Genomic DNA, 19,318 nt, shown 5'->3' with positions numbered 1-19,318 from the left:
TAGTAATCAGTAAAATATGCGTCTCATTTAATTACCCTCAAAATGCTATTTTATGACCCCACAAGCTCTCACTATTTTAACTGATCACGTTTTTAATCAGCTAGCACTGCAACCAAATGGCGCCAAAAGGCTTTTTCATGGTCGAGGACGCCGCTTTCCTGACCTAGAGCAAATCACTGTGGATTGGCTAGAAGGGCAAATTCTCATATCTCTTTTTAAAGAACCCTCTTCCGACGAATTAGATAAATTAAATAATAAAATTATCAATTGGACGATTCAAACAAAATGGAGCGACTTCAATGTACAATCCATCCTACTCCAGCATCGGAGTCGAGAACGCAGCCCGACCGAATGCCTTTGGGGACATTATCAAGAGCAGCAAGTTGTTAACGAAGATGGGCTTCTATTCCAATTAGACCTTGGCAAAAACCAAAACTCTGGCCTTTTTTTAGACATGAGATACGGGCGACGCTGGGTAAAAGAAAACAGCCAAGACAAACGTGTACTCAATCTATTCGCTTACACCTGCGGTTTTTCAGTCGCCGCTTTAACTGGTGGAGCAGACTTTGTCGTGAACCTAGACATGGCCAAAGCCGTACTGAGTCGAGGACGAGAGAACCATCGCCTGAATCAACACGATTTAAACAGCGTTAAATTTTTTGCTCATGATATTTTCAAATCTTGGGGGAAAATTAAAAAATATGGCGAATATGACCTTATCATCATTGATCCACCAACCTTCCAACGGGGCAGCTTTGCTCTAACAAAAGACTATCAAAAAATATTACGACGCCTGCCCGAGTTACTGACAGAAAATGGACAAGTGCTTGCCTGTGTTAATGACCCAAGCATTCCAGCACAATTTTTAATTGATGGCATGCGCGAAGAAGCACCTACACTCGAGTTCCAATATCGACTGGATAATCCACCCGAATTTATGGATATTAATATCGAAAGCGGCCTGAAGGCCCTAATATTTACGAAAACACCTGATAACACAGCAAACGAAGGAAGCCAGCATGTCTAAAACAACCGTTACATTCGAATACGAAAAAGAAACCAAAAACAGCGTACGCTACCAAGAAATACCAGAGGAAGGAAAAGCCCCAATCATGGGAACGCTGTATGTACAAAAATGGTTTGCTGGCAGCAGTAAGACGCTAGAAGTAACGATTGAGAAGAAAGACTAATCTATCATATAGCTAGGTAGTAATAAGCCATTATTACTACCTTCATTGGTTATTTTTCTCACAAAATTGGTCGTTTAATAGGGAGCACATTACCTATTATTGTTCCTAGGCAAATACAGATCAAAGCAACCACCAATCCTGTTGTCACCTGCTCACCAAATAAAGGAATTGCAAGCGTACTAGCCAATAAAGGCACCATTGCCATCAGAGCCCCCATCTTGGTCGCTCCTAAAATATGTACTGCTTTTCCATAACAAACAAACTGAACGGCAATCGCCATTATGGCCTGATAAAAGGCCTGCAAGGCTATCATTTCACGTGGCACACCTTCAAAAGCGTGTGATAGCTGAGTCAGATAATAGGGCACAAACAACACCGTGGTTGCAGTAATAACGCCTAATGTTGCATGCCATGGTGCAAACTTCCACCGCCTTAATAATACGGTAAAGATTCCCCAAAAAAGACAGGCGAACACAAAACTAATATCACCTATCCAATAAGATGCACTTGATAACAAGGTTTCAAATAGCAATATGATAATACCTAAACTGCTAACACCAATACCCGCCCAAGCAAATTCTGAATGCCTCTCACCAGCTAAAAAATAGGCAAGTATGGCAATCATAATGGGCATCAACCCTGGCAATAACAGTGCGGCATGTGTCGCTGGAGCTGATTGAAAACCATTAAAAACAGAAAGTGAATAAGCCAAGCCACCTATTACACCTAACAGCATCATCCTCCACTGAAAAATAGTCTTACGCTGCATCCAGATAAAGGGGAAAAACACACAAAATGCCGTGCCGAAACGAACAATCATCATATCGGCTAAAGATAAGGAGGCCAGAGCACCAGCTCTTGAAATCAAAATAAAACCAGTCCAAACCAGAATAGAAATAGAAGCAAAAATGTACCCTTTCACCATAGATACTCGACTTAATGATGATTGATATTGCATGCTTATGAAGCCTTATAGTGAAAAAAAACAGTATATCGATGAACGCCACACAGAAATAGCCAAATGAAATGGCTTATAGAAAAATTAACTAAACCTGTTATAACCCTCCAAAACAGCTTTAACAAATAGATCTCATTTCTTTTTCATGCTAAATTTGCCCCACTACGGTGCACTTTTTATGCGCAATCTACCTTTCTTCAAAGAAATATTCCGCAAAGTAACGGTGATCTTCCCCACAATCGCTGCACTCTAGTAAAAACCATAACAACTAATAATGCTCTTAGAGCGAATCATATCGAGGTCTAATTATGCAAGAATTCATTGATTTCTTGAACGGAATCATTTGGAGCCCTGCCCTAATTTATTTGTGTTTAGGTGCTGGCTTGTTCTATTCAATACTGACGCGTTTTGCTCAGGTTCGTCATTTTAAAGAAATGTGCTCTCTGTTGTTCAACTCTAACGAATCAGACAAAGGCATTTCTTCTTTCCAAGCGCTAGCTGTTTCTCTTTCTGGTCGTGTTGGTACAGGTAACATTGCAGGCGTTGCCGCTGCCATTGGCTTTGGTGGACCAGGTGCCATTTTCTGGATGTGGGTTGTCGCTTTCTTAGGTGCTAGCACCGCTTATGCAGAGTCTACCTTAGGTCAGCTTTATAAAGTAAGCGAAGGCGGCCAATACCGCGGCGGTCCAGCGTATTACTTCGAGCGCTGTCTTGGCTGGCGTTGGCTGGGGGTTTTATTTGCTTTGTCATCTATTCTTGCTTGCGGTGTTTTCTTACCAGGCATTCAAGCAAACTCCGTTGGTAATGCCGTAACGCAAATTTTTGGTGAAGGCGTTATTGTATCCAGCTCTTTTGGTGACGTTGGTTCAACTAAACTGGTTGCACTAGCGGTTATCCTAGTCGTTTTGGCGTTCATCATCTTTGGTGGCATCAAACGTATTGCAAACTTCACGCAAATCATCGTGCCATTCATGGCGCTTGGTTATATTGTGATGGCGTTGATCGTTGTTTTCCTAAACCTAGACAAAGTGCCTGGTATTTTCCACCTAATCTTCACTGATGCATTTACTGCACAAGCAGGGTTTGGCGCAGCAATCGGTTGGGGCGTAAAACGTGGTGTATACTCTAATGAGGCGGGTCAAGGTACAGGACCTCATGCAGCAGCTGCAGCAGAAGTTCAACACCCTGCACAACAAGGTCTTGTTCAGGCGTTCTCTGTTTACGTTGATACTTTGTTCATTTGTACAGCGACTGCGCTGATGATCTTGATCACGCAACAGTACAACGTACAAGGTTCTTTGGCTGATGGTCAGTTCATCGTACAGAATGTAGACCCTTCTACCATTATTGCATCCCCTGCCTTCACACAAATGGCATTGGCAAGCGTTTTTGGTCACACTGGTCCAATCTTTGTTGGTATCGCACTGTTCTTCTTCGCATTCACCACCATTTTGGCGTATTACTACATTGCGGAAACCAACGTTGCATACCTACGTCGAGCATTAAACATTAACGTGTCATTAACCTTCGTGAAGCTGCTTATCATGTTCATGGTAGCTTACGGTACGGTTAACACCGCAGGTTACATCTGGAACCTAGGTGACGTTGGTGTAGGCTTAATGGCTTGGCTAAACATTGTAGGTATTATCACAATCTTCTTCATGGCAAAACCAACCATGAAAGCATTACGTGATTATGAAGACCAAAAAGCCGCTGGCGTAAAGGATTATACTTTCAACCCGAAAGCCCTTGGTATCAAAGGCGCTGAGTTCTGGGAAAAACGTTACGACAAGCAACAAGCTGAAAAAGCAGCGGATAAATAACCAAAGCTTCACTCAGTAGAATACGCTGATATAAAAAGGGTTAGTCGAAACGACTAACCCTTTTTTCTTTTGCCAAATCACTACCTTTTTTATCCAAAAATACTCCCTACTTTCTAAAACACCTGACAATTCAATGTAAAATGCAAAACTCAGTGCTGGTAAATTTGAGTTGAAAGCTCTATCGTTTAATAATCTATACAAATCATTGTGATAGAGAATAAAGCACTCAAACGATGTCTCACTATTCTCTGCCCACTAAACGAAATACACAGAGAGCCGCGATATGATACAAAAGGACTTTCGAAAGTTAGGCTGCGCAGAATGTTCAACTGGGTGTGACTTAGGCTTTGATTTCACAATGGCGTTTCAGCCGATTATTAATAGCCGGACAAAAACGGTCTTTGCACAAGAAGCTCTGGTACGCGGCTTGAATCAAGAGAGTGCATTTCAGGTTTTTCAGAACGTTAATGAAACCAACCGATATCGCTTTGATCAAAGTTGTCGAGTGAAAGCCATCAAGCTTGCAGCAGAACTAGAAGTTCACAAACACAGCTTTCTTAGTATTAACTTCTTACCTAACGCGGTTTACAAACCAGAACTTTGCATACGAACCACGCTAAACGCCGCAGAAGAGTATCAATTTCCAAAAGAAAAGATCATTTTTGAATTCACTGAAAACGAACAAATTACGGACAGCAAACACTTAGAATCCATCATCCAGCATTATCAGCAACAAGGTTTTTTAACCGCTACTGATGACTTTGGCTCTGGATTTAATGGTCTAAACCAACTTGCCGACCTTAAAACAGACATCACCAAAATCGATATGGCGCTCGTAAAGAACATCGACCAAGACAAAAAGCGCCAAATCATCGTACGAAACTTGGTAAACCTGTTTAATGAACTGAATATGATAATCATCGCAGAAGGCGTTGAAACACAAGCTGAATACCTCACATTACAAGATATGGGCATTCATCTTTTCCAAGGCTACTATTTTGCTCGACCAAGCTTTGAATCACTGGCAGAAATTAACTGGGACTAGCTAGCAATATTTATTGATAAACAACCTTAAAGCGCTCTAACACCAACGGCATATCTTCCGTTGGCTCAATGCCTAACTCTTCGCACTCCGCAGAGAAAAAAGCCCAGTGCGCTTCACGCCACCAACCTAACGTTTTATCGCCCTCACCTTCCGCGGCGGCAAACTCAGCGTTTACTTCACAGTATAGACACTCGCTAACTGAAGTAATTTCGATGATACACATAGGTTTGCCGTCCCAATTTGTCACGACTTGTAAATGACCAACCTGAGGCATGGCTTCACCTTCGTGGCTGTACCAATGTTTCATACTACAAGAAGCTTGTTTTTCACCTTGCACAATTAAATCAGCACAAACGTTGGCATTAAACTCATCAGCACAATAATAGTCGGCACTAAAAGACGTATATTTTTCGGCAACATCTATCGGTAAGGAATGAAGAAAACTCTCCAAATACGCTTTACTTCTTTCTTCCATGACTCATTCAACCTCTTTTGCCATTTCACTATATGCTAGGGAAGGTGCGAATAAGTCTACTAAGCCTCAGTCTTTCAGAGAAATCGTCAAATAAGGCGCGACTCTGAAGGAATGTAGGTACCTTTCAAAGAGTCGCAACGACATGTGGCATTTGCTCTGAAAGACCCGCAGGGCATGGTCTAAAAGCCTGTATTCTTTGTTGAGCACCTCGAAAATAGAACCACTATTCACATTCGGCACTCGCCTCGAACAACAGGCTTTTATCCACATGCTGATTCCTACATGGATGTAGGTTATTAGGGTAATGCAGGAGCAATTACCGAGACAAGAGGACTTGTTCGCACCTTCCCTAAATATTAATAATTATTTCAATCTGGTAAGACCCACTAAAATACAAATAATCCCCCCTACCATCCCGACCCAAGCTTCTACAGGTGTCTCACCAATTATTGCCCGTGTCACTTGCGAACTAGCCGCATCGTAAATGTTATATCCCCATACCGCCAAAGCAGCACCAGCGATCACTAAAATAATACCGATAACTTTATTGTTCATCCTGACTCCAAAAGGCTCTAAATTCAGTTAAGTAAAATTGATAATGGCACATATCACAGCACAAATTGAAATCATTTAACTCTACCCCTTAAATGATTTGCACTTTGTCGTTAGAATGACGCTCATTGACCCCCCTAAATTGATTTAAGCTTTAAGAACAAGTGAGCGTTTACATGAAAATACTGATCAACTTCATCCGTAATCTACTAGGCTACATTATCATCGCCGTTGACCTTGTAACCCGCGGGAGCAAGCAGAAGCGCGCGCCAGAAAAGCAACAAGAGATCAACCAAGAGCTGAAAAACATCACTCTGTACCAATTCGCTGCCTGCCCATTTTGTACTAAAACACGAAGAGCTATGTATAAATTAAATCTACCAATTGAAAAGCGTAATGCGCCAGAAGGTTCAAAACATCGCGCTGAATTGCTAGAAGGTGGCGGTAAAGTAAAAGTACCTTGCTTACGCATTGAGCAAGACGGCAAAGTCGAGTGGATGTATGAATCTTCAGACATCATTAGCTATCTTGAAAAGCGCTTTGCTTAAAGCGAATAGAGAGATTTCTGATGACAAAACAAAACGGCTTCTGCAATAGAAGCCGTTTTTTATTGGCTGAAAAGCCAACATCACTCACTAGGTACTTGAACATAATCTCGCCAATTATGGCGCTCAATAAAGCCTAGTACTTCGCGAATTTTACGATTCGAAAACAAGGCCTCATGCTCGCCCATTTCTCTGGTAAATGGCACACTTGGAAAAAAACGCTCAGCTAATTCTTTAGCCGGAATAATTGCGCCATTGTGATCGTTTCCGGCATTAAATACTTGAAAACCTAAGCCGTCCTTTTGCAAACACAAATCAATGATTTGTCCAAGATCACGTGCATCGATGTAACAAAATGCATTTCGACGACGTACCTCCGGGTGTTTAAAATAATTCGGAAACAACTCAGCGTATTCATGGGGCTCAACCACGTTACCAATGCGCAGCGCGTAAATATCAATTCCTGAACGACGCTGAAAACTGCGTGCTGTTTTCTCATTAACTACCTTAGATAATCCGTAGCTATCCATAGGATCAACATCGTAATCCTCTTCTAATGGCAGAGAATGAGGATTGGTTTGCCCATCAGAAAAACAAATACCGTAAGTCGTCTCGGACGAGGCAATAATGACTTTCTTAATACCAAGTTTTACTGCCGCTTCGATGACGTTATAAGTCCCTACGGTATTAACTCGAAAGGTTTCATTATCTGGATTAATTAAGATTCTTGGCACCGCAGCAAAGTGAACGACAGCATCAAACGTTGGCACTCCGGTTCCAGGCTCTAACTCATCAAATCCGGAGTATGACGTCATCGCGTTAAACATCTGACCGGAATCAGTAATATCTGCGATTAAGTTATCGACTTGAGGATGATCGAGTGGCGTCAAATCTACATTAAGTACTCGATAGCCCTGCTCCAGTAGATACGCAACTGCATGCTTACCTGCTTTTCCCGATCCACCTGTAAATAATATACGTTTTGCTGTCATAAACTAACCTCCATGAATTTTAATTGTTATTAAAAGACTCTACTTCACTTTTGGACAAATAGCGCCATTGTCCGGCGTCGAGATCTAAGCAAACCTCGCCTATTTGCTCTCGATGCAAACCAACCACACGGTTCCCAACCGCTGCGAACATGCGTTTTACCTGATGAAACTTACCTTCAGTGATGGTTAAAAGTACTTCTTTTGGAGTGATAATGTCTAATTTAGCCGGACGAGTTAAACCTTGCTCACCTTGGAGTTGCAGTCCTTGTTTAAACTCAGTGACAAGATCACTACTCCGTTCTGAAGGAATGGCTTGGGACAATTGAACTCGATAGACTTTACGGCAATCATTACTTGGTAGAGTAATATTAAAAGACCAGCGCCCGTCATCGGTGATCAGCACCAAGCCCGTCGTATCAGCGTCCAAACGCCCTGCAATATGTAGCTCAGAGACGTTATCAACCTCTAGATAATTAAACAGAGACGGATACACTTCATCAATATTCGAGCACACCGTGCCCGCTGGCTTATTCATCAAAATGTAGCGAAAATCACGAGCTTTTAGCCTAATACCATTCAGTAATACCCTATTGTTTTCATGCACCTGAGTCGCTTCGCTTGTCGCAACCTCACCATTTACGAAAACTTCACCAGAATGGATACATTGGATTGCTTCCTTTCTGGTTAGCTCAGTGCTTTTGCAAACAAATTTATCAAGGCGCATAACAGGCAACATTAGATAGTGAAAGAGCCAGACATTATCCTTTCTGAGCAATAATTATCAACGCCTGACGGATTTTCGCCAATGTAGAAACACTTTTTACGTTATACTGCACCATCTTTTCTTTTCGATACCCCTTACGACAATCTGTCAGAGCACCTTATGCCATTTGCAAAACTAGGATTATCCAGTCCTCTTGTTCAAGCTATTACTGAACTGGGCTACAAAACCCCTACGCCAGTCCAAAAACAAGCGATTCCCGTCATTCTTTCAGGTAAAGACCTAATCGCTACCGCGCAAACTGGCACAGGCAAAACTGCCGCGTTTGTTCTACCGTTATTAGAGCGTTTTACTAAAGCAGGAACCCTACGCGGCAAACGCATTCGAGTACTAATTCTTGTGCCAACTCGTGAGTTAGCGGTTCAGGTTGAAGCAAGTGTTGCTCAATACGCTAAACACACTAAGCTAACGTCTATGGCCATTTATGGCGGTGTGGATACTGAAGCACAAAAAGAGCGTTTAATAGAAGGCGTAGATATTCTCGTCGCCACTCCAGGCAGGTTGCTCGACTTGGCTCATCAGCGTGCGCTGCACTTTGATGAACTGAAAGTCATGGTGTTGGACGAAGCCGACAGAATGGTCGACATGGGGTTTGTTGGCGATATCAACAAGATCATGGAGCGCTTACCTGAAAACCGTCAGAACTTATTGTTCTCAGCAACGATGACAGACGATGTTCGCGCCCTTGCCTATAATTTTTCAGACAGCAAGATGACCGACCTAGCAGCTGAAATCTCCATTTCTCCAAACGTACGCGCGGCTAAAAATATCAAGCAATGGCTAATCACCGTTGATAAAGACACCAAGTCTGCCCTATTAAGTCATTTAATTAATGAGCAGAAATGGGACCAGGCGCTTATTTTTATCGAGAAAAAACACGGAGCCGCCAAGCTTGTCGATCAGCTCGCCAAACGTGGCATAGTCGCTGACTGTATTCACGGTGATAGAAGCCAAGCTATGCGCGAAAAAATCCTAGCACAATTTAAATCTGGCGAACTAAAATATCTAGTCGCAACCGGCGTCGCTGCGCGGGGTTTGGATATCGGAGAATTAAGCCGTGTGGTCAATTACGACTTGCCGTTCAAACCAGAAGAATACATTCACCGCATTGGTCGAACAGGTCGTGCTGGTGCTTCTGGCGAAGCCATTTCTTTCGTTGCTATGGGTGACTTTAAAAACCTTTGCGCCATTGAAAGTCGACTAAAACACATCATCGATCGCAAAGAAATTGCAGGCTTTCCGGTCAGAAAAGTCGTGCCAGTTTCTATTTTAAATTACGTCCGCAAAGCAAATCGTTAACATCGCGTCTTTCTATGTTTTGTTATAGAAGATCCGCTTTAGGTAGAGTTTTATACCTAAAGCGCCTCCCTTTACATAAACCTGAAATATTTATGCATAAAAACAGCACGACTGCATACAAAAGTTTACAAAGCTAGCTGCTTTGCTGTATATCTAAGTAATGAATTATGATGTTGGTAAAAAAGTAAAACGATGAAAGACAATATAACGGTATCCATTTCTTCAGTTGATGGAACAAAGCATTTTAGTTTCGGAAAACGATCACGTCATACATTCAAGTTTATCAGCTATATTATTTTTCTTGGGCTCTTAGTGACTGGTGGCATTATCTACTACTTAGTTACTGATGCTGAGTCTTCAAAGCTCAAACTGCTCGAACTAGAAAATAAATCCTCTTCTTTAACCAAAGAAATCACCTCGCTTACCGCTCTAAAGATAAGCTTGGAGCAGGATTTAACGGATCGAGAAGAGCGAATGCAATTAGTGTCTGATCGATTAAACGATTTAGAAAAAGTTCTTGGTATGGATGATCAAGACAGTGTCGAACTTGAATCACGTTTAGATACAGCAGCAATGAACTCATCCTTACGAGTAGCCATGCTGACTCAGATTCCAAGCGGACCGCCAGTAAAGAATGCAAGAACCTCTTCTGGTTATGGTAAAAGGCAGCACCCTGTTCTAGGCATAACAAAGTTTCATCGCGGCCAAGACTTTGCTGTTAATACAGGAACGCCAATTTATGCGCCAGCAGATGGCACAGTAGAAGTCACTAGACCCAGTAAAAAAGGTTCAGGAAACTTCCTGCGCTTATTACATGGGTATGGATTTTCTAGCTCTTACTCTCACATGAGTAAGTTCGCGGTTAATAAAGGTGACTTTATTAAAAAAGGCGACTTGATAGGTTATTCAGGTAACAGCGGATTAACCTCAGGACCGCACTTACATTATGAAATACGGTTCATTGGACGAGCACTAGACCCCAAACCATTTATCGCTTGGGATGTAGATAATTTTGACACAATTTTTGAAAGTGTAAGAGGTATACGATGGGAATCTTTGGTGGACAAAATAGAGTTAAGAGTCAGTCAGCAACTACAACTCTCATCGCAGAAGGCTGCACAATTAACGGACACATAAAAGTTGCGAATCATCTACAAATTGATGGCACTGTCGAAGGCCAGATTGAAGCAAAAAATCAAATCAAAATTAGCACCTCAGGTACTGTGCAAGGCGAAATCACCACAGAACGCTTGATTATAAATGGCAATTTTGAAGGTATTTGCCATGCTACTTACATTGAAATCTTAAGCTGCGGTCGCGTCAGTGGCACGGTGTACAGTGATAACTTAAGCATTGAACCCGGCGGCAAGTTTATGGGCATTACCAACCCTTCTGACCAAATCGTAGAAGAGCAGGAACACCATGAAAGCTTGAGCAGCCTTGATGAGCTAGACCATCAAAAGGAAAAAGTGGTTTTGATTAATAACGATAAAAACGTTTAGTCTAAAATCAATTTTTAGGTTGAACGCCAATAACCAGAATATTGTTCTGGGTTGGTTGAGTATTTCTAATGATACTCAACCATAGGACAAGTCAGTCGCTTGATAATTTAATGAACAACAACCCTATTTCGGCCACTTTCCTTCGCCTCATAAAGCGCATTATCCGCTCTCTTAATCACCGTCTCTATCGTATCGCCTTGCATGGAAAAGGTTAAACCGAAACTCGCAGTTTTGTGCTCAATACCTTGAAAATCATATTGCGAAATTTCAAGCCTAACTTTTTCTATTATTAACCTAACATCGTCAATGCTTGATTCAGGAAAAATAATAATAAACTCTTCCCCACCATAACGACCAACATAATCCGTCGCTCTCAAACTGCTTTTTAAAACATCAGCAAACTCGACGAGAACACTATCACCACGCTGATGGCCATATTTATCGTTAACTTCTTTAAAATGATCAATATCCAGTATCGAAAGACAAAAACCCTGCTTCGCATGACTAGCTTTATCAATTTCAGCCTGTATAAGATTTTCTAATTTTCTCCGATTAAACAGTGCCGTCAGGTTATCGGTCAACGCCAACCGGTTCAGCTCTTTATTTTTTTCTTCAATATCCTTTTGAGCCTGTTTTAATAACCTGTTAGCTTGAGCTATTTTCCTATTCCAATACATTATAAAAGAAAGAAAAATCAAAATTCCCAGCACTATTTGCCATACAATCTTATAATTAACATCTTGTTCGTATTTTATAGGAATCCATTTTGTAAAGATGGTCCTATGGCGCTCATTCGTGATGTTATTAACCACTTTTTGTAAAACGCCTAACAGAATAGAGTCATCTTTTCTTACGGCAATAGATAACTGTAAACTTTCAGATATTTTCCCTGCTATTTTCAACTCACCGAAATATTTACTTTGAAACTCATAGCCAATACTGGCTAGCGTATCAACAAAAGCAAAAAGACTGCCGTTTTTCACCTGATCTAAACCATCATAAATATCATCTACTTCAATTATTTTTAAAGAAGGATATTTTTCACGTAAAATCTTAACAAAAGCATCCCCTTTTATAACCCCAATATTTTCACCTTCCAAGTCTAAAATCTGGTTTATAAATGGAACATCAACTTTAGTGGCGACAACTAAAGGAACATCTAAATAGTGACTTGTGAAATTTAAATATTCTTTCCTTTCCGGCGTCTCCATGCCTAAGGCAAGCATGTCACATTTTTTCTGTTTTATATATTCTACAGATTCATTCCACGTATTGGTTTTGACTAGTTCAAACTTGGCAGAAAGCATTTGCTCAAAAAGCCGATAGTAGTCTGAACTCATTCCAATGTGCTCGCCATCTTCACTTAGAGCCTCAAAAGGTAAACCACTTGGGTTAATGCAATATTTAATAGTATGAGTATTAAGATAATTTTTTTCTGAATCACTAAGGTCAATGTGCCCACCCGGATACTCTTTGATAGATCCTATCCACTTATCGCTCAAAGCTTCCATTTCTCGATTCGACATAGAAGCAAGAGTTTTTTGCATAATGGATACCAGTAAACTGTTTTCGGGCTGCAACCCGAAGCGCAAGTCTTCTCTTTTTGTATTTGGTAAAATAAGCTCACTTGCTAAAGTGATATTGTCATAAAGATTCTTTTTTATAAGATAGTTTATATTAGGTAAATTTTGCATTAGGGCATCAATTTCCCCAAACACTAACCCTTTTGCTAGCTCAGCATAACTATCATAAAAGACCAAGTTCATCGTCCCTAAATCTTCCAGCTCTTTAACGTAAAAAACCTCTTTCAGAACGCCAACTCTTTTACCAGTCAAACTTTTTAGACCATTATACTGACCAAAATTATCTCTAACAAAAACCATAATGGGTATATTGTAATAAGCACTCGTAAATACAGTAAATGGCTCACGATATTTTTTATAAGAAATGCTGCCTATCATATCGATTTCTTTATTTTTGAACGCATTATAAATAGTCATCCACTTATCAATATGCCTTTCAAATTTCAAACCGGTTTTCTTAGAAATAAGATCCAATAAATCATGCTCAAATCCAATTGGCTTACCTTCTATATAATACGAAAAAGGAGTGAAATCCGGCATTAGACCAACTGTCACAACTGGATTTTCTTTAATGTAGTTTTTTTCTTCTTGCGTTAGTTCCAAAGGTTTTGCAATAGACGTGGCTGAATACAGAAATAAGAAAATCAGTGATATAAGTAGTTTTGTCATTTCTGCCTCAGTAAAACGTTAAAAAGAAGGTTTGAATCAACCCTGAAATCTATAAAAAATCATCAAAAAAATACCAATCTTTTTAAAAAGCCTTATGTTTTCATCATTCAGTAGGTGAAAAAGCCTTTAATAAATCCGCATTGGTTGGGTATTCTTGCAACAAATCAACCAATTTTTGAGCACCATAAGCGGGCTTAAGGTTTGTTAGTGAACGACGCAAAGCACGCACTTTCTCAAGATCTTTTACATCAATAAGCAATTCCTCACGACGCGTGCTGCTTTTCGCAATATCAATAGCGGGGAAAATGCGATGACTCGCCGCTTCTCGTGATAATACAATTTCCATATTGCCCGTGCCCTTGAACTCTTCAAAGATCACCTGATCCATCTTGCTGCCTGTGTCCACCAGGATAGTCGCCAGAATCGTTAGCGATCCGCCGTTTTCTATTTTTCTCGCGGCACCAAACAGCTTACGAGGAATTTCTAAGGCTCTGGTATCAAGGCCACCAGACATGGTTCGGCCACTACCTCGTTGTTCCGCATTATGAACTCGTGAAAGCCTTGTCAGGGAGTCAATCACAATCATCACGTCTTGACCTTCACCAGCTTGCTTACGCGCAGTTGCAAGCAGCGCATCGGCCACACGAACATGTTGCGTATAACTTTCATCAGAAGACGATGCATGCACTTCAGCCGATACGCTGCGTTTAAAGTCTGTCACTTCTTCAGGCCGTTCATCTATTAATAAAGCATAGAGCTTGATGTCTGGATAAGCCTCAGCTACCGACTGACAAATATGTTTAAGCATAGTGGTTTTGCCCGACCCTGGCGGTGCGACAATCAAGCCTCGCTGCCCCATGCCAATTGGTGTGATCAAGTCCATCGCGCGAACTGTCCGCTCTGAAGAGCCAGATGCCAATTGAATACAAGGGGAAGGATGAATGGCAACGCCGTTTAAAAAACGTTTTTCAGGATCATTCGGATATAAGTCCTCGGCCACCTCATCGACAGGATTCACGTCAGAAGCGCGCTTACCTTTCAAACTTAATATTTTTCTCGTCATAATGTGGTCTTATAGTCTTGGGGGATTTAAAAATCAGTATCTTAATTTGAACACACTGATGTTACAGATCACTATTTTTTCTTTTTAAAGATCGGCCTCTCGGCTCATCGCCTTCGTACAGCACAATATCAGAATGCAAGAATTCGGCCGCTTCGGCGGAACCTTCAACTTTAACCGCGCTGCGTTCTAACATTTCGGCTTCAAATTCGGTTAATACACTTGCTCGAATACCCGCTTCGCGCCATTGGGATTTTGACCAGCAGCCTTTTGAAATTTCGCGTGCCAAAGACAGCGCATCTAACAAAGCCTGATTCGCACCCTGTCCTTTAAATGGGCTCATTGGGTGAGCGGCATCACCCAGCAAGGTCACTTTATCGCCTTTTTCCAAACGTTCTGCTGTGAGCAATTCTCGATCATACACCGGATAGCCAGACACATGAGTAGCCTGTGTCGCTGCTAAAATCTGCGGAACAGGGTCATGCCATTGTGTTCTGCGACATGCCTCTCCTTTTAAAGCCTGAGTGCCTTGGGCGCTCAATGCCTTAGCATCCTCTTCTGCCATAGGAAAACTAAGCTGCCACATCACAGAATCTGCATCATAAGGCATGATATAAATGCGTTCATTACCATTGGCAGTTTGAAATACTGTCGCTGAATCTAACAATTCGCTTTCCATGCCGTTCAGATCTGATAAAGAGCAAATCCCTAAAATGACAATACAACCAAGATAGCGTAATGGCGTCGTGTCCTCACCAATCAACAAACGGCGTACTGCGCTGCGAATACCATCCGCACCAACAACTAAATCCGCCTTTGCGTGCTTTAACTGCCCATCAACCAAAAAGCTAAGGTCGACATCATCACCCTCTTTAAAGTCGACTAACTGATGTCCCCATTGTACGGCATCGCGTCCACCCAACTGCTCAAGCAAGGCTAAACGCAACGCTTGGCGAGCAATATGAATGTTCGTTCGCTTGGGTGATGTTGTTGCGTCAGACTGCATCCACTTGCGCATGCCCCATTCACCCACGACTTTTCCTTCTGTGGTATGAACCACATGTCGTGTTGAAACAACGCCTTTTTCTAACGAAAAGATGCCAAAGCCTTCAATGGCTTTACTGGCTTGCTGCAAGGTCAATCCATAACCTTGCGAACGAGCATCAAAGCCGTGATCACGTTCATACAGGGTAAAAGGAATCCCGCGATGTAGGCAAGCAACGGCTAAAGCAACACCACCGATGCCGCCACCAATAATGGCAACATGAGGATATTTTTCAGTATCAGGTTCTGCAAAACGGGCAGATTTAATCAACCCAGAACCAAGGCAATGCAAACAAGACTCAAGATGACCTTTAGGACGAACCGGAGCTTTCCCTTCGCCCTTTAATTTTTCAAATTCGCTCAACTCTTTTAAATAGAGCAAGCGCACTTTCTTACGTAGCCTGCGGCTTCTTTTGCCTCGACCTTGGCACTCAGGACAAACCACCCAACACGCGTTTTCATTTTCCAATTTATTTACTTCTTTTTCATGTGACCTGATTGTCATTTTCTCTTTCTGTTGGGGGATATTGTAACCAATTTAAGCAATACTGCGGCGCATAGTACCCTTGTAGCGATGCTTTTTACTATTACCCCAGAAATTTAATGCGAAAAAATTAAGGTTCTTTTCTATCGACATGCCCATTTTGTGCTTTAACACGACCGAGCATTGGTACCGCGTGTTCGTCTAAGTAAAAAAGGGCTGCTACACTATTTTCACATTGATCTATGTTTTCAACACATCGCGACAGAGGATTTTCAAGACATTCATTTAAAGGACTCTAATAATCAAAGGGGAAAAAAATGAACAATAGTTTCGATACCCAACAACAGATTACTGTTAATGGCGAGCCATTTCAGATTCACTCCTTAAAAGGCTTTGGCGACAAAGCCAAACGTCTGCCATTTTCGTTAAAAATATTACTCGAAAACCTACTCCGTAACGAAGATGGCGTTAATATCAAAGAGCAAGATATTCAAGCATTATTAGATTGGGACCCAAAAGCCAAGCCCACATCCGAAGTTGCTTTCACTCCTGCTCGTGTTGTCATGCAAGACTTTACCGGTGTACCCGCCATTGTCGATTTAGCTGCCATGCGTGATGCGATGGGAAAACTAGGCGGCGACCCTGCAAAAATAAACCCGCTCTCCCCTGCCGAACTGGTTATTGACCACTCAGTACAAGTCGACGGGTACGGTAATCCGGGAGCGTTTGATTTAAACTCAAAACTGGAATATGAACGAAATAAAGAACGCTACGAATTTTTGCGCTGGGGCCAAACCGCTTTTAATAACCTAAAAGTCGTACCACCAGCCACCGGTATTGTTCACCAAGTCAATTTAGAATATTTAGCCCGCGTTGTATTTAACGAAGACCATAACGGTCAAAAATTTGCCTATCCTGACACGCTAGTAGGAACAGATTCACATACCACCATGATCAACGGCTTGGGTGTGCTGGGCTGGGGGGTCGGCGGCATTGAAGCCGAAGCCGCTATGCTCGGCCAACCCATTAGTTTGCTTATCCCGCAAGTTATTGGTGTGAAGTTAAGTGGCCGGCTACCAGAAGGCACGACAGCAACCGACCTCGTTCTTACTGTCACTGAAATGCTTCGAAATCATGGTGTGGTTGGGAAGTTTGTCGAATTTTACGGCGATGGGCTTGCCGACTTACCACTTGCCGACAGAGCCACTATTGCGAATATGGCACCAGAATACGGCGCAACCTGCGGCATTTTCCCTATTGATGATGAAACCATTAATTATCTTCGTCTAACAAACCGCGATGAAACACAACTTAACCTTATTGAAAACTACGCAAAACACCAAGGCCTATGGCGCAATGATGGCGACGAAGCCAACTATACTGATCACCTTGAACTTAAATTAAATGATGTTGTACCTAGTCTCGCTGGCCCTAAGCGCCCACAAGACAGAATAGCTCTTGATAAAGCGGGTGATATTATTCGAGATCATCTAAAAGGCTTTCAAGACGAACGCATGGCTCTCACTATTAAAAGCACAGAGGATCAGACTCGTATTGAAGGTGAAGGCCCCGTCGTACACCCAGATGAATCCGTTGATGAAGCGCCCATTAAAGGCGCCGCCATCGTTAATTTTAAAGATCAAGAATTTGAATTGAACGACGGCGCCTGTGTTATTGCCGCCATTACCAGCTGCACCAACACCTCGAACCCAAGTGTGATTTTAGCCGCAGGTTTGGTCGCTAAAAAAGCAAAAAAACTGGGAATCAATGTCAAACCTTGGGTAAAAACCTCATTAGCACCCGGCTCTAAAGTTGTGACAGACTACTTGGAAAAAGCAGAATTAATGGATGATTTAGAAGGTCTTGGCTTTAACCTCGTCGGCTATGGCTGCACCACCTGCATTGGTAATTCAGGCCCATTAGCGACGGAAATATCCGATGCCATCCAAAGAAACAAACTCATTGTTAGCTCTATTTTATCGGGTAACCGAAACTTCGAAGGACGTATTCACCAAGACGTAAAAATGAACTTTTTGGCTTCGCCACCTCTCGTAGTCGCCTATGCCATTGCGGGACGAACCGATATCGATGTCTACAAGGAGCCCCTAACTCAAGACGCAGATGGCAAAGATATTTACCTAAAAGACATCTGGCCAAGTGTTAAAGAAGTCAGTGATCTAGTAAAAGAAATTGTCACTAAAGACATGTTCGCCAAAAGCTACGCCAACGTATATAAAGGCGACAAACATTGGCAACAAATTCAAATCCCAGATGGTAAACTATACGACTGGAACGACGCCTCAACCTATATTAAAAAAGCGACCTTTTTTGATGGCATGAGTATCGAGCCTCCGGGCATTCCAACGATTAAAGCCGCGCGCTGTTTAGCCAAACTAGGAGACTCCGTCACTACCGACCATATTTCTCCTGCTGGTTCTATTAAGGCCGATTCACCCGCCGGCTTATACCTGCAAGAACATGGTGTAGAAAAAGCCCACTTCAATTCTTATGGCTCTCGTCGAGGCAACCATGAAGTCATGGTGCGCGGTACTTTTGCCAACGTTAGACTAAAAAATTTACTGGCTCCAGGCACCGAAGGCGGTGTTACTCGTACTCAACCTGACGATAACCTAGCCAGTATTTACGATGCCGCAATGACCTATCAAGAAAACAACACACCGTTAGTCATTCTTGCAGGTAAAGAATACGGTACGGGGTCATCACGTGACTGGGCGGCTAAAGGTTCGTTGCTGCTTGGGGTAAAAGCCGTAATAGCACAAAGTTATGAGCGAATTCACCGTTCTAATTTAATTGGTATGGGCGTTTTGCCCTTGCAGTTTAAAGATGGTGACAGCCATGAATCGCTTGGCTTAACAGGGCAAGAGCAATTTGACATCAATGATCTACACGACAAAACCGATGAAGTCACCCTTGTGGCAACCAATAGCGAAGGTCAAGAAGTACGCTTCAGTGCAGATGTACGAATCGATACGCCCAAAGAGTGGGATTACTACAAACACGGCGGTATTTTACAGTACGTATTACGCGGCATGCTCGACTAACTAACCTAAGTTGCAGCTCTAACTTTGCTGTTTTTTTATTTAGTAACAGAACCCATCAGCCTAGCTTAGAAATGAGCTAGGCTGATTTACTTATCTGGTTTGCTTATAAAGCAGATAACCCCTTCTCCCCTTTAAAATCTATAATTGCACCTTCACCTTCAGGCCTTTCTTTCATTACCAAAATGCGTGTCCTCTCTCAGTCCAGTTGGCTTTTATACTTCTTAATCAAAAGTGGATTCGTTATAATCTGCGTT

17 protein-coding genes are annotated in these 19,318 nt (G+C 42.1%); 9 read left to right on the top strand and 8 right to left on the bottom strand.

The annotated features are described in order from the left end of the window. Window positions 1-52 precede the first annotated feature (52 nt). Window positions 53-1,027, top strand: coding sequence for a class I SAM-dependent methyltransferase (locus KDW99_RS08410; protein ID WP_255828852.1), 975 nt, complete (start codon window positions 53-55; stop codon window positions 1,025-1,027). Next, the gene (locus KDW99_RS08405) at window positions 1,020-1,190 is read left to right on the top strand and encodes a hypothetical protein (protein ID WP_255828851.1); all 171 of its coding nucleotides are present in this window, start codon (window positions 1,020-1,022) and stop codon (window positions 1,188-1,190) included. The genes KDW99_RS08410 and KDW99_RS08405 overlap by 8 nt, the downstream gene beginning before the upstream one ends. A 58-nt stretch (window positions 1,191-1,248) precedes the next feature. Here the strand turns inward: KDW99_RS08405 and KDW99_RS08400 are convergent, their stop codons facing one another. Further along, window positions 1,249-2,148: a DMT family transporter gene (locus KDW99_RS08400; RefSeq protein WP_255828849.1), complete on the bottom strand. Its 900-nt coding sequence runs from the start codon at window positions 2,146-2,148 to the stop codon at window positions 1,249-1,251. A 308-nt stretch (window positions 2,149-2,456) separates the two neighbouring features. Between KDW99_RS08400 and KDW99_RS08395 the strand changes: the two genes are divergently transcribed. Together KDW99_RS08395 and KDW99_RS08390 are read left to right on the top strand one after the other, a co-directional pair. Beyond that, window positions 2,457-3,971 (top strand): alanine/glycine:cation symporter family protein, encoded by a 1,515-nt coding sequence (locus KDW99_RS08395; protein ID WP_255828848.1) that lies wholly within the window; start codon window positions 2,457-2,459, stop codon window positions 3,969-3,971. 283 nt (window positions 3,972-4,254) lie between these two features. Next, entirely contained in the window at window positions 4,255-5,016 is a 762-nt protein-coding gene (locus tag KDW99_RS08390) for an EAL domain-containing protein (protein WP_255828847.1), read from the top strand. 10 nt (window positions 5,017-5,026) lie between these two features. Here the strand turns inward: KDW99_RS08390 and KDW99_RS08385 are convergent, their stop codons facing one another. Beyond that, window positions 5,027-5,491 (bottom strand): ASCH domain-containing protein, encoded by a 465-nt coding sequence (locus KDW99_RS08385; RefSeq protein ID WP_255828846.1) that lies wholly within the window; start codon window positions 5,489-5,491, stop codon window positions 5,027-5,029. A gap of 363 nt (window positions 5,492-5,854) precedes the next feature. Next, complete coding sequence (locus KDW99_RS08380) at window positions 5,855-6,046, bottom strand: DUF3185 family protein (protein ID WP_255828845.1); 192 nt, start codon at window positions 6,044-6,046, stop codon at window positions 5,855-5,857. Window positions 6,047-6,219: 173 nt separating this feature from the next. On the opposite strand from KDW99_RS08380, the gene KDW99_RS08375 reads away from it, so the two are divergent. Further along, window positions 6,220-6,591 (top strand): glutathione S-transferase N-terminal domain-containing protein, encoded by a 372-nt coding sequence (locus KDW99_RS08375; protein ID WP_255828844.1) that lies wholly within the window; start codon window positions 6,220-6,222, stop codon window positions 6,589-6,591. Window positions 6,592-6,671: 80 nt separating this feature from the next. On the opposite strand, the gene KDW99_RS08370 is transcribed toward KDW99_RS08375, so the two are convergent. Both KDW99_RS08370 and KDW99_RS08365 read right to left on the bottom strand, forming a co-directional pair. Further along, window positions 6,672-7,580: an NAD-dependent epimerase/dehydratase family protein gene (locus KDW99_RS08370; RefSeq protein ID WP_255828843.1), complete on the bottom strand. Its 909-nt coding sequence runs from the start codon at window positions 7,578-7,580 to the stop codon at window positions 6,672-6,674. Window positions 7,581-7,599: 19 nt separating this feature from the next. Continuing rightward, a complete protein-coding gene (locus tag KDW99_RS08365; RefSeq protein ID WP_255828842.1) occupies window positions 7,600-8,304 on the bottom strand; it encodes a pseudouridine synthase in 705 nt (234 codons plus the stop codon). 159 nt (window positions 8,305-8,463) lie between these two features. Here KDW99_RS08365 and KDW99_RS08360 point away from each other — a divergent pair, with 159 nt between their 5' ends. The 3 genes from KDW99_RS08360 to KDW99_RS08350 all read left to right on the top strand — a co-directional run bounded on the left by KDW99_RS08360 (window position 8,464) and on the right by KDW99_RS08350 (window position 11,162). Next, window positions 8,464-9,660, top strand: coding sequence for a DEAD/DEAH box helicase (locus KDW99_RS08360; protein WP_255828841.1), 1,197 nt, complete (start codon window positions 8,464-8,466; stop codon window positions 9,658-9,660). Between the two features lie 192 nt (window positions 9,661-9,852). Further along, complete coding sequence (locus tag KDW99_RS08355) at window positions 9,853-10,797, top strand: M23 family metallopeptidase (RefSeq protein WP_255828840.1); 945 nt, start codon at window positions 9,853-9,855, stop codon at window positions 10,795-10,797. Continuing rightward, a complete protein-coding gene (locus tag KDW99_RS08350; protein WP_255828839.1) occupies window positions 10,707-11,162 on the top strand; it encodes a bactofilin family protein in 456 nt (151 codons plus the stop codon). The genes KDW99_RS08355 and KDW99_RS08350 overlap by 91 nt, the downstream gene beginning before the upstream one ends. Before the next feature lie 107 nt (window positions 11,163-11,269). Here the strand turns inward: KDW99_RS08350 and KDW99_RS08345 are convergent, their stop codons facing one another. From KDW99_RS08345 to KDW99_RS08335, 3 genes are all read right to left on the bottom strand, one after another. Further along, the gene (locus KDW99_RS08345; protein ID WP_255828838.1) at window positions 11,270-13,414 is read right to left on the bottom strand and encodes a transporter substrate-binding domain-containing diguanylate cyclase; all 2,145 of its coding nucleotides are present in this window, start codon (window positions 13,412-13,414) and stop codon (window positions 11,270-11,272) included. Window positions 13,415-13,517: 103 nt separating this feature from the next. After that, window positions 13,518-14,477 carry a transcription termination factor Rho gene (gene rho / locus KDW99_RS08340; protein ID WP_255828837.1) on the bottom strand — a complete coding sequence of 320 codons (960 nt, stop codon included), beginning with the start codon at window positions 14,475-14,477 and terminating at the stop codon, window positions 13,518-13,520. A 61-nt stretch (window positions 14,478-14,538) separates the two neighbouring features. Continuing rightward, window positions 14,539-16,023 carry an FAD-dependent oxidoreductase gene (locus tag KDW99_RS08335; RefSeq protein ID WP_255828836.1) on the bottom strand — a complete coding sequence of 495 codons (1,485 nt, stop codon included), beginning with the start codon at window positions 16,021-16,023 and terminating at the stop codon, window positions 14,539-14,541. Window positions 16,024-16,319: 296 nt separating this feature from the next. On the opposite strand from KDW99_RS08335, the gene acnA reads away from it, so the two are divergent. Further along, window positions 16,320-19,064, top strand: coding sequence for an aconitate hydratase AcnA (gene acnA, locus KDW99_RS08330; RefSeq protein ID WP_255828835.1), 2,745 nt, complete (start codon window positions 16,320-16,322; stop codon window positions 19,062-19,064). The last annotated feature ends 254 nt before the right edge of the window (window positions 19,065-19,318 follow it).

It is taken from the genome of Marinomonas rhizomae (assembly GCF_024397855.1).
GTDB classification, from domain to species: domain Bacteria; phylum Pseudomonadota; class Gammaproteobacteria; order Pseudomonadales; family Marinomonadaceae; genus Marinomonas; species Marinomonas rhizomae_A.
This window is presented reverse-complemented; position numbering and strand designations above follow the sequence as displayed.

Excerpts from the sequence above, each read along its gene's own strand:
- KDW99_RS08365 (WP_255828842.1), bottom strand. The coding sequence starts at position 8,304 with ATGCGCCTTGATAAATTTGTTTGCAAAAGCACTGAGCTAACCAGAAAG.
- KDW99_RS08355 (WP_255828840.1), top strand. The coding sequence starts at position 9,853 with ATGAAAGACAATATAACGGTATCCATTTCTTCAGTTGATGGAACAAAG.
- KDW99_RS08390 (WP_255828847.1), top strand. The coding sequence starts at position 4,255 with ATGATACAAAAGGACTTTCGAAAGTTAGGCTGCGCAGAATGTTCAACT.
- KDW99_RS08335 (WP_255828836.1), bottom strand. The coding sequence starts at position 16,023 with ATGACAATCAGGTCACATGAAAAAGAAGTAAATAAATTGGAAAATGAA.
- KDW99_RS08380 (WP_255828845.1), bottom strand. The coding sequence starts at position 6,046 with ATGAACAATAAAGTTATCGGTATTATTTTAGTGATCGCTGGTGCTGCT.
- KDW99_RS08405 (WP_255828851.1), top strand. The coding sequence starts at position 1,020 with ATGTCTAAAACAACCGTTACATTCGAATACGAAAAAGAAACCAAAAAC.
- KDW99_RS08350 (WP_255828839.1), top strand. The coding sequence starts at position 10,707 with ATGGGAATCTTTGGTGGACAAAATAGAGTTAAGAGTCAGTCAGCAACT.
- KDW99_RS08400 (WP_255828849.1), bottom strand. The coding sequence starts at position 2,148 with ATGCAATATCAATCATCATTAAGTCGAGTATCTATGGTGAAAGGGTAC.
- KDW99_RS08410 (WP_255828852.1), top strand. The coding sequence starts at position 53 with ATGACCCCACAAGCTCTCACTATTTTAACTGATCACGTTTTTAATCAG.
- acnA (WP_255828835.1), top strand. The coding sequence starts at position 16,320 with ATGAACAATAGTTTCGATACCCAACAACAGATTACTGTTAATGGCGAG.
- rho (WP_255828837.1), bottom strand. The coding sequence starts at position 14,477 with ATGACGAGAAAAATATTAAGTTTGAAAGGTAAGCGCGCTTCTGACGTG.
- KDW99_RS08370 (WP_255828843.1), bottom strand. The coding sequence starts at position 7,580 with ATGACAGCAAAACGTATATTATTTACAGGTGGATCGGGAAAAGCAGGT.
- KDW99_RS08385 (WP_255828846.1), bottom strand. The coding sequence starts at position 5,491 with ATGGAAGAAAGAAGTAAAGCGTATTTGGAGAGTTTTCTTCATTCCTTA.
- KDW99_RS08375 (WP_255828844.1), top strand. The coding sequence starts at position 6,220 with ATGAAAATACTGATCAACTTCATCCGTAATCTACTAGGCTACATTATC.
- KDW99_RS08345 (WP_255828838.1), bottom strand. The coding sequence starts at position 13,414 with ATGACAAAACTACTTATATCACTGATTTTCTTATTTCTGTATTCAGCC.
- KDW99_RS08360 (WP_255828841.1), top strand. The coding sequence starts at position 8,464 with ATGCCATTTGCAAAACTAGGATTATCCAGTCCTCTTGTTCAAGCTATT.
- KDW99_RS08395 (WP_255828848.1), top strand. The coding sequence starts at position 2,457 with ATGCAAGAATTCATTGATTTCTTGAACGGAATCATTTGGAGCCCTGCC.